The organism is Chromobacterium phragmitis, from assembly GCF_003325475.1.
Lineage (GTDB): Bacteria > Pseudomonadota > Gammaproteobacteria > Burkholderiales > Chromobacteriaceae > Chromobacterium > Chromobacterium phragmitis.
On record NZ_CP029495.1, the window covers coordinates 592,608 to 607,198 of the forward strand.

At 62.8% G+C, this 14,591-nt stretch carries 13 protein-coding genes; 4 read left to right on the forward strand and 9 right to left on the reverse strand.

Annotation, left to right across the window (positions count from 1 at the left end; translation table 11 throughout):
- Nucleotides 1-81: 81 nt before the first annotated feature.
- From DK842_RS02940 to DK842_RS02950, 3 genes are read right to left on the reverse strand one after another with little or no spacing between them, the layout of a single operon-like run.
- On the reverse strand, nucleotides 82-597 hold the full coding sequence (locus DK842_RS02940; RefSeq protein WP_114060014.1) for a DUF934 domain-containing protein: 516 nt from the start codon (nucleotides 595-597) through the stop codon (nucleotides 82-84).
- Entirely contained in the window at nucleotides 581-2,239 is a 1,659-nt protein-coding gene (locus DK842_RS02945) for a nitrite/sulfite reductase (RefSeq protein WP_114060015.1), read from the reverse strand. The genes DK842_RS02940 and DK842_RS02945 overlap by 17 nt, the downstream gene beginning before the upstream one ends.
- Before the next feature lie 45 nt (nucleotides 2,240-2,284).
- Nucleotides 2,285-2,989, reverse strand: a complete 705-nt coding sequence (locus DK842_RS02950) for a phosphoadenylyl-sulfate reductase (RefSeq protein ID WP_114060016.1) — start codon at nucleotides 2,987-2,989, stop codon at nucleotides 2,285-2,287.
- 112 nt (nucleotides 2,990-3,101) lie between these two features.
- Between DK842_RS02950 and cysB the strand changes: the two genes are divergently transcribed.
- Nucleotides 3,102-4,049, forward strand: coding sequence for an HTH-type transcriptional regulator CysB (cysB, locus tag DK842_RS02955; protein WP_114060017.1), 948 nt, complete (start codon nucleotides 3,102-3,104; stop codon nucleotides 4,047-4,049).
- A gap of 63 nt (nucleotides 4,050-4,112) precedes the next feature.
- Here the strand turns inward: cysB and fabG are convergent, their stop codons facing one another.
- Together fabG and DK842_RS02965 are read right to left on the reverse strand one after the other, a co-directional pair.
- Nucleotides 4,113-4,853: a 3-oxoacyl-ACP reductase FabG gene (gene fabG / locus DK842_RS02960; protein WP_114060018.1), complete on the reverse strand. Its 741-nt coding sequence runs from the start codon at nucleotides 4,851-4,853 to the stop codon at nucleotides 4,113-4,115.
- Between the two features lie 214 nt (nucleotides 4,854-5,067).
- The gene (locus DK842_RS02965) at nucleotides 5,068-6,699 is read right to left on the reverse strand and encodes an ABC-F family ATPase (protein WP_114060019.1); all 1,632 of its coding nucleotides are present in this window, start codon (nucleotides 6,697-6,699) and stop codon (nucleotides 5,068-5,070) included.
- Between the two features lie 172 nt (nucleotides 6,700-6,871).
- On the opposite strand from DK842_RS02965, the gene dapA reads away from it, so the two are divergent.
- Nucleotides 6,872-7,747, forward strand: coding sequence for a 4-hydroxy-tetrahydrodipicolinate synthase (dapA, locus tag DK842_RS02970; protein WP_114060020.1), 876 nt, complete (start codon nucleotides 6,872-6,874; stop codon nucleotides 7,745-7,747).
- Nucleotides 7,748-7,773: 26 nt separating this feature from the next.
- Nucleotides 7,774-8,886, forward strand: coding sequence for an outer membrane protein assembly factor BamC (bamC, locus tag DK842_RS02975; protein WP_114060021.1), 1,113 nt, complete (start codon nucleotides 7,774-7,776; stop codon nucleotides 8,884-8,886).
- 724 nt (nucleotides 8,887-9,610) lie between these two features.
- Here bamC and DK842_RS02985 read toward each other — a convergent pair.
- Nucleotides 9,611-10,744, reverse strand: coding sequence for a ribosomal protein uL16 3-hydroxylase (locus DK842_RS02985; RefSeq protein ID WP_114060023.1), 1,134 nt, complete (start codon nucleotides 10,742-10,744; stop codon nucleotides 9,611-9,613).
- A 141-nt stretch (nucleotides 10,745-10,885) separates the two neighbouring features.
- Here DK842_RS02985 and DK842_RS02990 point away from each other — a divergent pair, with 141 nt between their 5' ends.
- A complete protein-coding gene (locus DK842_RS02990) occupies nucleotides 10,886-11,365 on the forward strand; it encodes an FKBP-type peptidyl-prolyl cis-trans isomerase (RefSeq protein WP_114060024.1) in 480 nt (159 codons plus the stop codon).
- A gap of 71 nt (nucleotides 11,366-11,436) precedes the next feature.
- On the opposite strand, the gene DK842_RS02995 is transcribed toward DK842_RS02990, so the two are convergent.
- Genes DK842_RS02995 through mgtE form a run of 3 tightly spaced genes read right to left on the reverse strand, consistent with a single transcriptional unit; the run spans nucleotide 11,437 to nucleotide 14,454 of the window.
- A complete protein-coding gene (locus tag DK842_RS02995) occupies nucleotides 11,437-12,183 on the reverse strand; it encodes a phosphatase PAP2 family protein (protein ID WP_114060025.1) in 747 nt (248 codons plus the stop codon).
- Nucleotides 12,184-12,186: 3 nt separating this feature from the next.
- Nucleotides 12,187-13,008, reverse strand: coding sequence for a peptide chain release factor N(5)-glutamine methyltransferase (gene prmC / locus DK842_RS03000; RefSeq protein WP_114060026.1), 822 nt, complete (start codon nucleotides 13,006-13,008; stop codon nucleotides 12,187-12,189).
- Nucleotides 13,009-13,014: 6 nt separating this feature from the next.
- A complete protein-coding gene (gene mgtE / locus DK842_RS03005; RefSeq protein ID WP_114060027.1) occupies nucleotides 13,015-14,454 on the reverse strand; it encodes a magnesium transporter in 1,440 nt (479 codons plus the stop codon).
- Nucleotides 14,455-14,591 lie beyond the last annotated feature (137 nt).

Sequence of the window (14,591 nt, forward strand, 5' to 3'; positions counted from 1 at the left end):
GGGCGCATATTCGCGGCAGCGTTGCATAAATGCATCACTTTTGACTGATTATACCCCAACCTGTCGCCGCCATGCGACACATTACTGTCTTGTGACGCGTCGGCGAAACAGTGGCAGCGGTTGCCTGTAATTCACTTGATAGCTATCGCTGAAAGTATTGTAATAGTCAACATCATCCAACACCTTGCCGTCCTTGATCAGGAAGGCATCGAAGCCCACTTGCCACAGCGGCCGGATCAAATCCGCCCACACGTCGCCAATCGCCCGCAACTCACCGGCATAATCATAGCGCTCGCGCAGCAGCCTGGCGAGGCTGTAACCCCGCCCGTCGGTGAAGGCGGGGAAATCCACCGCCACAAGGGCCAGTTCGGCAAGATATGGCTGCAACAGCGACGGGTCATCGTCCGGCGACAGATAGACTCCGACAGCGCCGGAACGCATGCGCCACCCCTCCACGCCGGCAAGCCAGCTCGCCAGAGGCACGATCACGCTCTGGCCTTCCGCCACGCCGGGCAGGGGCAAAGCACCGCTTTCATCCGGACGCAGCAGCAGCCAGCTATCGGCCTGCAGCCGGCCATCCTTAATGAACTGGGGCATACACCCTCTCCTTGAACGGTTCCGCGCCGATGCGGCGCAGGGTTTCGATGAAGCGCTCGCCGTCCTGCCGTTTTTCCACATAAACCTGCATGATTTTGGCGAAGGCGGTCGGCACGTCGGCCTGGGCGAACGATGGCCCTATCACCTTGCCGATGGCGGTATCGCTGCCCTGGCTGCCGCCCAACGTGATCTGGTACCACTCCTCGCCGTTCTTGTCGACGCCGAGTATGCCGATGTTGCCGATATGGTGGTGGCCGCAGGCGTTCATGCAGCCGGAGAAATTACAGGCGATCTCGCCTAGGTCGTACAAGTAGTCCAGATCGTCGAAGGTCTGCTGGATCGCCTTGGCCACCGGGATGGAACGGGCATTGGCCAGCGAGCAGAAATCGCCGCCCGGGCAACTGATGATGTCGGTCAGCAGGCCGATGTTCGGCGTCGCCATCCGCAGTTGCCGCGCCTCGAGCCATAGCGTGTACAGATCCTTCTGTTCGACGTCCGGCAACACCAGATTCTGCTCGTGGGCGACGCGCAGCTCGCCGAAGCCGAAACGCTCGGCCCAATCGGCGGCAGCCTCCATCTGCTCAGCCGTGATGTCTCCCGGCGGCGCGCCGGTTTCCTTCAACGACAGCACCACCGAGCGGTAACCGGACAAGCGGTGGCCACGCGTGTTGCGCTCATACCAGCGGGCGAAGGCCTTGTCCTCGGCCAGCGGTCCGGCAAGCTCGGCCGGGTTGTCTGCCAACATCTTATACGCCGGATCGCCGAAGAAGCTGGCGTAATGGACGACATCCTCATCGCGCAGGGTGGCCGGGCCATCCTTCAGGTGGCGCCATTCGTCTTCCACCTTGGCGGCGAAGCCGTCCCGTGTCAGCGCCTTGACCAAGATCTTGATGCGGGCCTTGTACTTGTTGTCGCGGCGGCCAAAACGGTTGTACACCCGCAGCACCGCGTCCAGATACGTCAACAAATGCTGGCGCGGCAGAAACTCGCGCACCACCTCGCCCACCATCGGCGTGCGCCCCAGGCCGCCGCCGACTATCACCTTGAACCCCGCCTCGCCGGCCTCGTTGCGGCTGACATGCAAGCCGATGTCGTGGACCATGGTCGCGGCTCGATCCTCCACGCTGCCGGAAACGGCGATCTTGAACTTGCGCGGCAGAAAGCTGAACTCCGGGTGCATCGTGCTCCACTGCCGGATGATCTCGCAGTAAGGCCGCGGGTCGAACAACTCGTCGTCGGCCACGCCGGCGAAGGCGTCGGTGGTGGTGTTGCGCACGCAGTTGCCTGAAGTCTGGATCGCATGCATTTCCACAGTGGACAGCTCTTCCAGAATGTCGGGCACGCTCTCCAGCGCCGGCCAGTTGAACTGGATGTTTTGCCGGGTGGTGAAGTGGCCGTAGCCCTTGTCGTAGCGGCGGGCGATGTCGGCCAGCTTGCGCATTTGCTCGCTGCGAAGATGGCCATAGGGAATGGCGACCCGAAGCATCGGCGCATGGCGCTGGACATAGAGCCCGTTCATCAGGCGCAAGGGCCGGAATTCGTCCTCGGACAGCTCGCCAGCCAAGAAGCGGCGGGTCTGGTCGCGGAACTGTGCCACTCGCTCTCGCACCAGGCGATGATCTACTTCATCGTATCGATACATGTTTGGATTCCAGCGGGAAATGCCGATGCCTGCAGGCCGGCGGTGTCAGACGGGGCGCTTCAGCGGGCTGGCTTTCGCGTGCAGCCCGCACTCCTTGGTTTCCGGGTTTTCCCACCACCATCGGCCGGCGCGGATATCTTCGCCCACGCTGATGGCGCGGGTACAGGGCGCGCAGCCTATCGACGGATAGTGCCTGTCGTGCAGCGCGTTGTAGGGCACCTGGTTTTCCTTCAGATACTGCCAGACCTCGGCCTCGGTCCAATCCAGCAGCGGGCTGAACTTCAACAAGCCGTTGTCGGCGTCGAACGCCTTGTCGACCAGATCCTGCCGCGTCGGCGACTGCTGTCGGCGCAGGCCGGTGATCCAGGCTGAACGGCCGTCCAGCGCGCGCCGGAGAGGCTCTAGCTTGCGGACCGCGCAACAGGATTTGCGCAGTTCCACGCTTTGGTAAAAGCCATTGACGCCATGGAGATTCACGTATTGCTCGGTGGCGGCGGTGTCGGGGAAGTACACCTTGACCGGATGGCCAGGATAGCGCTCCGCCACCTGCTGCATCAGTTCATAAGTCTCTGCGGGCAAACGTCCGGTATCCAGGCTGAAGCTGGCGAGCGGCAGGCCGAGCCGGGCGATCAGATCGGTCAGCACCATGTCTTCGGCGCCGTAGCTATTGGCCAGCACCGCGTCCGGGTGCTCGGCGGCAATCGTTTGCAACAGGGCCGAGGTGGCGGCCAGTTTGGACTCCAGGCTCATCTAGCGCTCCGAGAATGGTTCGAGGCTATCCTAACCAAAGCGCTTATAAACCTAAAAGAATATTGTGTTAGTATTTAATGACTACAGGTTGTATAGAGGATAGACTGACCCAATGAAACTACAACAATTGCGCTATCTGGTAGAAGTGGCGAAACAGGGCCTTAACGTTTCCGAGGCCGCGGAGAAGCTGCATACCTCGCAACCGGGCATTTCCAAACAGATCCGGCTGCTGGAGGACGAACTGGGCATCCAGGTGTTCATCCGCAATGGCAAGCGCGTAGTATCGGTGTCCGAGCCGGGCAAGGAAGTGCTGCGCATCTCCGAGCGCATCCTGCGCGAAGCGCAGAACCTGAAACGCGTCGGCGACGAATTCTCCCGCGAATCGGAAGGCGCGCTGACCATCGCCACCACCCACACCCAGGCCCGTTACGCGCTGCCGCAGGCCATCGCCGAATTCGTCCGCCGCTACCCCAAGGTGCGGCTGTCGCTGAAGCAGGGCAGCCCGACGCAGATCTGCGACATGGTGGTGTCCGGCGAAGCCGACCTCGCCGTCGCCACCGAAGGCATCGCGCTGTACAAGGAGCTGGCCACGCTGCCCTGTTACGAATGGAACCGCTCGCTGGTGGTGCCAAAGGACCACCCGCTGGCCGCGCTGGAGCGCGCGATCACGCTGGCCGACATCGCCCAGCATCCCATCGTCACTTACGATTTCGCCTTCGCCGGGCGCTCCAAGATCAACAAGTCTTTCGCCGACCAAGGCCTGACGCCCAACGTGGTGCTGACCGCGATCGACACCGACGTGATCAAGACCTACGTCTCGCTGGGCCTGGGCATCGGCATCATCGCCACCATGGCCTACGAGCCGGAGCGCGACGCCAACCTGGTGGCGATAGACGCCAGCCACCTGTTCGAACCGTCCACCACCAAGATAGGCATCCGCAAGGACGCCTACCTGCGCGGCTTCGCCTACACCTTCATCGAGCTGTTCGCGCCGCACCTGCACCGCCGCGAAGTGGATTCGGCGTTGCTGGCGCACGACGTCGACCATGACGACGAATGAGCTCCTCTAACGACAACGCCCCGGTCCTGCCGGGGCGTTTTCTTTGGGGAGAGGGGCTCGCGCTTACAGCGTCAGGCCGCCGGTCACCTCGATGGCTGCGCCATTGATGTAGCTGGCCTCGTCCGACGCCAGGAAGGCGTAGACGTTGGCGATCTCGGCCGGATCGGCCATGCGGCGCATCGGCACTTTCTCTTCCATCGCCTGCAACACCTTTTCCGGCATCGCCTTCAGAATCGGCGTGGCGACGAAGCCCGGACATACGGCGTTGGCGCGGATGCCCTTCTTGCCCAGCTCCTTGGCCCAGGTCTTGACGAATCCGATCACGCCGAACTTGGCCGCCGCGTAGTTGGTCTGGCCGAAGTTGCCGTACACGCCGACCACCGACGATGCGTTCAGGATCACGCCGCCGCCCTGCTCCACCATGGTGTCCACCACGGCGCGGGCGCAGTTGTAGACGCCCTTCAGGTTGATGTCGATGACACGGTCGAACTGTTCTTCCGTCATCTTGATCAGCTGCGCGTCCTGCACGATGCCGGCGTTGTTCACCAGCACGTCGATGCGGCCGCACCGGTTTTTCAGATCGGCGACCATCTCGGCGATCTGCCCCTTGTTGGTCACATCCACCTTGTAGCCGTAGGCCTCGCCGCCCAACGCCTTCAGTTCGTCGACGACGGCATTGACCGCCTCCAGGTTCAGATCGCACACCGCGACGATGGCGCCCTCCTTGACGAACTTCTCTGCGGTAGCCTTGCCGATGCCGCTGGCGGAACCGGTGATGATGGATACTTTCCCTTTCAAACGCATGATATTTCCTTCTATTTCTCTGGCTTGCAGATATCATCGGGCCGCCAGGACGGAAAGCCCCCGGATGTCTCCTGCACCGGCCCTCCAGGCCTCGTCCCCGATTATTGTTGTCGCGCCGCGAGCGGCGGATATGAAAAACGGGAGTTTGTGCGCTGCAATATAGCGCACGCCCTCCCGTCGGTAAAGCTACGGCCTGTGACAGGCCGTAACCGTATTATTCCAGGCCCTTGCTGGCCAGGTAATCCTCGTAGTTGCCTGCGTAGTAGTCGTAGCCGCCCTTGCCGTCCAGCTCCAGCACGTGGGTAGCCAGCGAGCTGACGAACTGGCGGTCGTGCGACACGAAGATCAGCGTGCCCTTGTACTTCTCCAGCGCCATGTTCAGCGACTCGATCGACTCCATGTCCATGTGGTTGGTCGGCTCGTCCATGATCATCACGTTCGGCTTTTGCAGGATCAGCTTGCCGTACAGCATCCGGCCCTTCTCGCCGCCGGACAACACGCGCACCGGCTTGCCCACTTCGTCGCCGCCGAACAAGAGGCGGCCCAGCGTGCCGCGGATCACCTGCTCGTCGTCGCCTTCCTGGCCCCACTCGCGCATCCACTCGGTCAGGGTCCAATCGCTGTCGAAGTCGGCTTCATGATCCTGGGCGAAGTAGCCGATCTGGGCTTTCTCAGCCCACTTGATCGAACCGCGGTCGGCGGTCAGGCCTTCGGCGTAAGCGCTCTGGAACGCGCCGGCCAGCAATTTGACCAGCGAGGTCTTGCCCGCGCCGTTGGGACCGATGATGGCCAGACGGGCGCCGGCTTCCAGAATCAGGTTCAGATCCTTGAACAGCACCTTGTTGTCGTAGGCTTTGTTCAGGCCTTCCACTTCCACCGCCTGGCGGTGCAGCTTGAACTTGTCGTCCATTTCGAAGCGGATGAACGGGTTCTGGCGGCTGGACGGCTTCACTTCCACCATCTCGGACTTCAGCTTGTCCACCTGCTTCAGGCGGGAAGTCGCCTGACGGGCCTTGGACTTGTTGGCGGAGAAGCGGGCCACGAACTCCTGCAGTTCCTGGATGCGCTCCTTGGCCTTGCTGTTCGACGACAGCTGGCGTTCGCGAGCCTGGGCCGACGCGATCATGTAATCGTCGTAGTTGCCCGGGTAGATGCGGATGGTGTTGTAGTCCAGATCTGCCATGTGGGTGCAGACCGAGTTCAGGAAGTGGCGGTCGTGCGAGATGATGATCATGGTGGCGTTGCGCTCGTTCAGCACATGCTCCAGCCAGCGGATGGTGTTGATGTCCAGGTTGTTGGTCGGTTCGTCTAGCAGCAGGATGTCCGGGTTGGAGAACAGCGCCTGCGCCAGCAGCACCCGCAGCTTCCAGCCCGGGGCCACTTCGCTCATCGGGCCGAAGTGCTGTTCGACCGGAATGCCCACGCCCATCAGCAGCTCGCCGGCGCGCGCCTCGGCGGTGTAGCCGTCGTACTCGGCGAACTTGGCTTCCAGATCGGCCGCGCGCATGTAATCGTCTTCGGTGGCTTCCAGATTGGCGTAGATGGCGTCGCGTTCGCTCATCGCCGCCCACATCTCGGTGTGGCCCATCATCACCACGTCGATCACGCGCTGGTCTTCATAGCCGAACTGGTCCTGACGCAGCTTGCCCAGACGCAGGCCGTTCTCGATGGCGACCTCGCCCGCGGTCTGCTCCAGATCGCCGCCCAGGATTTTCATGAAGGTGGACTTGCCGGAGCCGTTGGCGCCGATCAGGCCGTAACGGTTGCCTTCGCCGAATTTGACGGTAACCTTCTCGAACAGAGGTTTCACGCCAAACTGCATCGTAATATTGCTTGTGGTAATCACGCTTGAAGATCCTTCAGCCAGAGCCGTAAGTATCGGAAAAACGTAGGATTCTATCACAGCGCAGACCATTCACCGAAACCTCGCGCGCGCCGGTTTCATGAACTTTTGCCAGCCAGACGAATTCCGATACAATCGTAAACCTTGTAAATCCTTATTCCAGATAGGCAAAACTATGCTTACCGGCAGCTTGGTAGCGCTCGTAACACCGATGTCGAACGATGGGGCGGTGGACTTTGCGGCGTTGCAACGATTGGTTGAGTTCCACATCGAAAACGGCACCGCCGGCATCGTCGCCGTCGGCACCACCGGAGAATCGGCCACCCTGTCGGTGGAAGAGCACATCGCGGTGGTGAAAGCGGTCGTCGAGTACGCCAAGGGCCGGGTCAAAGTGATAGCGGGCGCCGGCGGCAACGCCACCAGCGAGGCGATCGAACTGGGCAGCCTGTCGGCCAAAGTCGGCGCCGACATGGTGCTGTCGGTGGTCCCCTACTATAACAAGCCCACCCAGGAAGGCATCTATCAGCACTTCAAGGCCATCGCCGACGCCAGCCCGCTGCCTGTCATCCTCTACAACGTTCCCGGCCGCACCGTGGCCGACATGAGCAACGATACCGCGCTGCGCCTGGCTTCCCATCCGAATATCGTCGGCCTGAAAGACGCCACCGGCGACATCGGCCGCGCCTGCGACCTGGCGCTGCGCGCGCCGGAAGGCTTCGCGCTGTACTCCGGCGACGACGCCACCGGCATGGCATTCATGCTCTGCGGCGGCCACGGCGTGATCTCGGTCACCGCCAACATCGCGCCACGGCAGATGAGCGAACTGTGCAAGGCCGCCATCGCCGGCGACGCCCGCCGGGCCCGCTCGCTCAACGACAAACTGCAAGGCCTGCACAAGCAGCTGTTCATCGAACCCAACCCTATCCCGGCCAAGTGGGCGCTGGAGAGGATGCAACGCATCCCCGCCGGCATCCGCCTGCCGCTGACGCCGCTGAGCGCTTCCGCCCAGCCGGCCGTCGAGGCGGCGCTGCAACAGGCCGAGGTCATTTGATTCACCCCCGAAAGATGGGAGTAAGCATGAAACGAAGCGCGACCGTCGCGATTCTGCTGGCAAGCGGCGTTCTGGCAGCCTGCAGCACTCAGCAACCGCTCAGCAAGCCGCTGGACTACAAGTCCGACGCCCCCAAGACCAGCAACAGCCTGGAAGTGCCGCCGGACTTGACCACGCCGCAAGTCCAGAACAAATACAATCTGCCCGGCGGCGCCACCGCTGCCAATGTCGACGCCGGCGAGCCGACGGTAGGCTCCCCGGTCGCCGTCAACCAGCTGGACAACATCAAGATGGAACGCGCCGGCACCCAACGCTGGCTGCTGGTCGGCAACAAGAAGGCCGCCGAGCTGTGGCCGGTGCTGAAGGCGTTCTGGCAGGAAAACGGCTTCGTGATCAAGTCCGAAGATCCGAGCCTGGGCATCATGGAGACCGACTGGGCCGAGAACCGCGCCAAACTGCCGAACGATGGCCTGCGCAAACTGCTGGAAACCGTCGGTCTGGGCAGCGTGTACTCCACCGGCGAGCGCGACAAGTTCCGCATCCGCCTGGAAAACACGCCGCAGGGCACCGAGGTATATTTCTCGCACCGCGGCATGGAAGAGGTCTACGCCGACAATAGCAAGACCAATACCGTGTGGCAGCCCCGCGCCACCGATCCCAACCTGGAGGCGGAACTGCTGGGCCGCTTCATGATGCGACTGGGCATGAATGAGGATAAGGCGCGGGATCAGGTCAAACAGACGCTGGCCAAGCCGGCCAAGCCGCAGGACCCCATCGTAGACGGCCAGCTCCAGCTGTCCGACGGCTTCGACCGCTCCTGGCGCCGTGTCGGCCTGGCTCTGGACCGCGTCGGCCTGGTGGTCACCGACCGCGACCGCTCCCAAGGCCTGTACTATGTGAAGCCAGCCAAGAGCGATACCGACAGCAAAGATGGCTCCGGCGGCTTCTGGTCCAGCCTGGCATTCTGGAAGAGCAAGGATGGACAGGCGCTCAAGCCGAGCGAGCCCGAGTATCGGATCAAACTCCTCGAGCAGAACGGCACCACCACCACCTTGCAGATTCAGGACAAACAGGGCAAGCCGCTGTCCGACGATTTCGTCAAGGCGGCGCTGGGCAAGCTGCAAACCGAGCTGCAATAAAGCGACAGACTCCACCAGAAACACAACAGCCCGCGAAAGCGGGCTTTTTTCATGTCATATTCATTTAATTGCCAAAGGCTCCGACTGTAAATCTTAGGAAAACCCTTTAAACGATAATCGCCGCAATATGTAACGCTTTGTATTCAACAGCAATAACTGTGGTTTTTCCACCAAACATTTACAAATTACGCTAGCAACCGCCAAACCGCGGGCACAAAAAAACCGGCCGAAGCCGGTTTTCTTGGTGTTGCTCGCCGCTGAATTACTTGGCAGCGGAAGCAGCCGGAGCGGAAGCTTCAGCAGCCGGAGCGGAAGCGGCCGGAGCGGAAGCCTCAGCAGCCGGAGCGGAAGCGGCCGGAGCGGAAGCCTCAACTGCCGGAGCGGAGGTTTCAGCGGTGGCTTCTTTCTTACCGCAAGCGGACAGGGCTACGGCCAGCAGGGCAGCAACGAGGAGCGACTGTTTCATTTTTTCTTTACCTTTGAGGATAAGTTGAACAAGACGTCAGTTATCGCACGGTCTCAACAATAAGCCGGGCGACTGAAAATCCATCAGTGAGCAAATTGTATCACGAAAAAAATAGCTGTATAGAGGGCAAAAATCTAAAAAAACAACGGGAGCCGGCGTAACTCGGCATGCCTGCTCTCTGGCACTAAAACGGGCGTTTGCCCTCAAAACTCCCCCATCCATCGCGTTGTTTTCACGATACAAGCAAGAAAACTGTTGTTATTCTGCGACATCCATCGAAAAATGCCAATAACCTGACAGATAACCTTCGTACAGCGCGTCCATCATATCGGCCGAATACTCGCCCGCCGCGAGCTTGCGCTGGTTGCCGAAACCGCGCCAATCGGCAAAATCACCATCCGCGGCCGCCAGTTTTTCCCCATTGCAGTAGACGCAAGCGTCGCAAAACAATATCTGGCTCTTGCGGTCCAGCTCCAACGAGCAGGATGACAGGGCCTCGGCGAACTCATCCTCGTCCAGCTCGTTCTCGGGCGCGTCGTAGAACACGTGCGCCTTGGGCTCGGTCAGGTAGTGGCCGAGGAAGTCGCACACCGTGCTCTTGTCCCAATGGATGCCGGACAGCAGCCGGGACACCTGCTCCACCATCTCGCCGCCAATCCGCGCCGGATCGGCTTGCAGTTTCAGGTCGGGGTCGGCGTACACGCCCTCCAGGCAGACGCGGTCCTGCAGATACACCAGGAATTGCGTGGCCAGCTCCTGGGCCGGCGGCGCGCGGAAACCGATCGAGTAGGTCATGCCCGGCTCCAGCGCCACGCCGTAATGCGCGCAATGCGGCGGCAGGTAGAGCATGTCGCCGTGCTCCAGCACGAACTCCTGCTCCATGCGGAAATCCTTCAGCACCCGGATGGGAGCATCCTCGATGAAATCGTCATCGCGTTGCGACGAAATCTGCCAACGCTTCCTGCCGCCCACTTGCAGCAGGAACACATCGTAGGCGTCGAAGTGCGGCCCCACCGTGCCGCCAGGGGGAGCATAGCTGATCATCAGATCGTCCAGCCTGGCATAAGGGATGAAATTGAAGCGCCACAGGATGTCGTCGATATGCGGCAAGTGGTGATTGACGCCTTGCACCAGCAAGGTCCAGTCGGCGTCCGCCAGCCGGCGGAAGCGCGAGGCGCGGAACGGGCCGCGCTCCAGATGCCATTTGCCCTTTTTGTATTCGATCAGCCGCGACTCGGCCTCTTCGCGCTGCGCCAGCTCCGACAGCACGGCAAAATCGACATGCGGACCGACATCAGTCAGCGCGCCTTTGATCAGCAGCGGCTTCTTGTGCCAGTACTCGGCCAGGAATTGTTCGGGCGGCATGCCGCCCAGCAAGTTTTTGGTATTCATCGGTTTTTCGCGGGCCGGAACGCCCGTCTATGGTTTACAATACGCGCCAGACGCTGGAGCGTCCTATCTTGCGGTGGAAGGAACACCCTCGGGACCGTCCCTGTCAAGTTTTTTCACCATCCATCCACGGATATCCAACTCATGCAAATCGCCAAAAACACCATCGTCACCATCCACTACGAAATGTTCGATGTCGACAACAATCTGCTCGACAAGACTGAAGAGCCGATCAGCTACCTGCACGGTGGCTACGACGGCATCTTCCCGTTGGTGGAAGAGGCTCTGGAAGGCAAGAACGTGGGCGATTCCGTCGACGTCAAGCTGACCGCCGACGACGCTTTCGGCGATCCGGAAGAAGAGCTGGTCCGCGTGGAAGATCTGGAAGTCTTCCCGGCCGACGTGGAAGTCGGCATGGTCTTCGAGGCCGACGATCCGGAAACCGGCGAACTGCTGCTGTTCCGCGTCACCGACATCGCTGACGGCAAAGCCGTGGTCGACGCCAACCACCCGCTGGCCGGCATGAGCCTGCGCTTCTCCGCCAAGGTGGTGGAAGTGCGCGAAGCCAGCGCCGACGAGATCAGCCACGGCCACGCCCACGGCGAGCACGGCCACCACCACTGATCCGGCGACGGCGGCGACGGCCGCCCCTGCCAGCGAAGGGCGGCTCCTGGAGCCGCCCTTTTGCTTTGTCCTCAGCGCCCGCTGCGGGCGACGCGCCAAAATCCCGTCGCCAGCACGGCGGAGGCGATCGCGACGCGCAGCCAGTATTCGGCGAATAGTCCATTGCGGCCCAGCAGCCAGGCCAGGGAACCGGCCAGCCCTACTAGCAGAATCAGCTCGGCGGTGCGGGCGACGTCTCGCGGCCAGCCATCCGGCCAGGCCCATGCCAACGCCAGCCTCATCGTCCCCCAGCCCAGCAGAGAGCCCGCGGCCAGATCCAAGGGCCAATGCACGCCAATGGCGATCCGGGACAGCATCACCAGTCCGACCAGCGGCAGCCACGCGCCCGCCTTGCCCCAGCCTATGCCGCGCCAGGCGAACGTCGCCAGCGCGGCCGAAGCCATCGCGTGCCCGGATGGAAAGGAGCCGTTGCCCGGCAAGCGGTCCAGCAAATCCACCACGCCATGCGGCAACACCAGCGGCGGCCTGGGCACGGCGAAGCCCGCTTTCAACAGCACCGCCAGCGCGATGGCGGCCGCGCCGCCGACGATCAGCGCCGGCAAACGCCGCGGCTCGCGCCAGCACAGCGCCAGCATCAGGGCGAGAACCGTCGGCCAATCGCCGAACACGCTGAAAAAGCGCCACCATGGCGCCGGCAGATGATGCAGCAGCGGGTGCAGGAACACAAACAACTGGCGGTTCGCCTGCGGCCAGGCGATCAGCGCCGCGCCCAGCGCCGCCAGCAGGACGGCCGGCCAGAATCGTCGAAGCCAGGCCATCGCTCAGCCCGCCTTGCGCCCGACTGTGACGCGGTCCTGGCCAGCCAGGTCGCGGATGGTTTCCACCTGGCCCAAGCCGGCGACGGAAAACAGCCCTCTCACCGCCTCGCCCTGATCATAGCCATGCTCGACCATCAGCCAGCCGCCGGCGGCCAGCCTCGCCGGCGCGCCGGCGGCGATTTCTCGCAGACAAGCCAGGCCATCCGCCTCGTCGGTCAATGCGCCGCGCGGCTCGAAGCGCAGATCGCCTTCGGACAAGTGGCGATCGCCGCGCTCGATGTACGGCGGGTTGGACGCGATCAACTGATAACGGGCCACCTCGTCCAGCGGATCGAACCAGCTGCCCTGGCGGAAATCCACCGTCGCGCCCAGACGCCGGGCATTGTCGGCGGCCACCGCCAGCGCGGCGGCGGACACGTCCACCGCGGCGACGCGCCATTGCGGAGCCTCCAGCGCCAGGGTAACGGCGATGATGCCGCTGCCAGTGCCCAAATCCACAATATCCGCCGGCGCCAGGCGATCGACGCGCGACAGCGCCAGCTCCACCAGATGCTCGGTTTCGGGCCGCGGGATCAGCACCGCCGGGCTGACCCGGAAATCTCGGCCATAGAACTCGCGCTCACCCAGCAGATAGGCGATCGGCTCGCCGGCCAGCCGCCGCGCGGCCAGCGCGCCGAAAGCTGCAGCGGCGTCGTCGGGCAGCTCGCGCTCAGGATGGCCGATGATGGCGGCGTGGGTCAGGCCGGGCCAGGCCTGCATCAGCAGCATTCTGGCTTCCAGGCGGGGCAGTTCGTGGCGGCGCAGCGCCTGTTCAATGGTGAGCATGATTCTTTACAGCAGAAACAGGGTGGCCAGCCCCAGAAAAATGAAAAAACCGCCGGAATCGGTGCAGGCGGTGATCAACACGCTGGAACCCAGCGCTGGGTCCTTGCCCAGCTTCTGCATCAGCGTCGGGATCATCACTCCCATGGTGGCGGCCAGCATCAGGTTCAGCGTCATCGCCGCCAGCATCACCAGGCCCAGCGACATGCTGCCGTACAGCAGCCAGGCGATGGAGCCGATCACCCCGCCCCAGACCATGCCGTTGATGATGCTGACGCCTAGCTCCTTGCGCCACAGCCGGCCGGCCTGGCCAAGCTGCATCTGGCCCATGGCCAGCGCGCGGACAATCATGGTGATGGTCTGATTGCCTGAGTTGCCGCCGATGCCGGCGACGATGGGCATCAGCGTGGCCAGCGCCACCAGTTGGGCGATGGAGTGCTCGAAAGCGCCGATCACGCGGGAGGCGAAAAAAGCGGTGCACAGATTGATGGCCAGCCAGGACCAGCGGTTCTTCACCGAGTCGATCACCGGCGCGAACAGGTCTTCCTCTTCCTTCAGGCCGGCCAGGTTCAGCACCTCGCTGTCCGACTCCTCCCGGATCACGTCCACCATCGCGTCCACCGTCAGCCTGCCCAGCAGCGCGCCGCGCTCGTCCACCACCGGCGCGCTGACCAGGTCATAGCGCTCGAAGGCCTGGGCGGCGTCCAGCGCCGGCTCGTCCGGATGGAAACTGACCACTTCGGTGGCCATCACGTCGACCACCTCCGCCTCCGGATCGGACACCAGCAGCTTGCGCACCGACAGCACGCCCTTGAGCAGGCCGGCTTCGTCGGTGACGAAAATCTTGTCGGTCTGGCTGGGCAGCTCGTCAAAGCGGCGCAAATAGCGCAATACCACCTCGCAGCTGACGTCGGCGCGGATTTTCACCAGTTCGAAATCCATCAGCGCGCCGACGCGGTCGTCGTCGTAAGACAGCACCGACTGCAGTTGGCCGCGCTCTTCCTCGTCCAGCCGGCCCATCGCCTCGTACACCACCTGCCGCGGCAGATCCGGCGCGAGTTCGGCCAGCTCGTCCGCGTCCAGCTCGTCCAGCGACGCCAGCAGCTCGTCGTGGCCCATCACTTCGATCAGCGATTCGCGGACCGCGTCGGACACCTCCAGCAGCACCGCGCCGTCGCGCGTGGGGTCGGTCAGGTCCCAGGCCAGCAGCCGGTCTTCCAGCGGCAGCGCCTCCAGCACATGGGCGATGTCGGCCGGGTGAAGCTGGCCCAATTTCTGGCCCAGCTCCTGCAAATTGTGCTGCGCCGCCAGCGGATCGGCGGCGGCATCGCTCGCCTCCGGGCGGGTAGCAAGATGTTCGAGCTGGCGCTGGCGCTCTATCAGGCGCTGCACCAGGCCCAGGCTTTCCTGCAGACGATCGGCGGATTGTTGCTTGAAGGCAACCGTCATGCACGTCTCCTTCCGCCCACAGGGCGCGCGCGAAGGGCCGACGGTGTGAGGCGGGACTTTATAGAATGATACGGGATTGGATTAAGGGGTAACTGGGTAAGTCCATTGCGTGGGCCGCGGCTTGCCCGCGGCGCGCG

Bases quoted from the DNA above. Each gene is read 5' to 3' on its own strand.
- DK842_RS02940 (WP_114060014.1), bottom strand. From the start codon at position 597: ATGCCCCAGTTCATTAAGGATGGCCGGCTGCAGGCCGATAGCTGGCTG.
- DK842_RS02945 (WP_114060015.1), bottom strand. From the start codon at position 2,239: ATGTATCGATACGATGAAGTAGATCATCGCCTGGTGCGAGAGCGAGTG.
- DK842_RS02950 (WP_114060016.1), bottom strand. From the start codon at position 2,989: ATGAGCCTGGAGTCCAAACTGGCCGCCACCTCGGCCCTGTTGCAAACG.
- cysB (WP_114060017.1), top strand. From the start codon at position 3,102: ATGAAACTACAACAATTGCGCTATCTGGTAGAAGTGGCGAAACAGGGC.
- fabG (WP_114060018.1), bottom strand. From the start codon at position 4,853: ATGCGTTTGAAAGGGAAAGTATCCATCATCACCGGTTCCGCCAGCGGC.
- dapA (WP_114060020.1), top strand. From the start codon at position 6,872: ATGCTTACCGGCAGCTTGGTAGCGCTCGTAACACCGATGTCGAACGAT.
- bamC (WP_114060021.1), top strand. From the start codon at position 7,774: ATGAAACGAAGCGCGACCGTCGCGATTCTGCTGGCAAGCGGCGTTCTG.
- DK842_RS02985 (WP_114060023.1), bottom strand. From the start codon at position 10,744: ATGAATACCAAAAACTTGCTGGGCGGCATGCCGCCCGAACAATTCCTG.
- DK842_RS02990 (WP_114060024.1), top strand. From the start codon at position 10,886: ATGCAAATCGCCAAAAACACCATCGTCACCATCCACTACGAAATGTTC.
- DK842_RS02995 (WP_114060025.1), bottom strand. From the start codon at position 12,183: ATGGCCTGGCTTCGACGATTCTGGCCGGCCGTCCTGCTGGCGGCGCTG.
- prmC (WP_114060026.1), bottom strand. From the start codon at position 13,008: ATGCTCACCATTGAACAGGCGCTGCGCCGCCACGAACTGCCCCGCCTG.
- mgtE (WP_114060027.1), bottom strand. From the start codon at position 14,454: ATGACGGTTGCCTTCAAGCAACAATCCGCCGATCGTCTGCAGGAAAGC.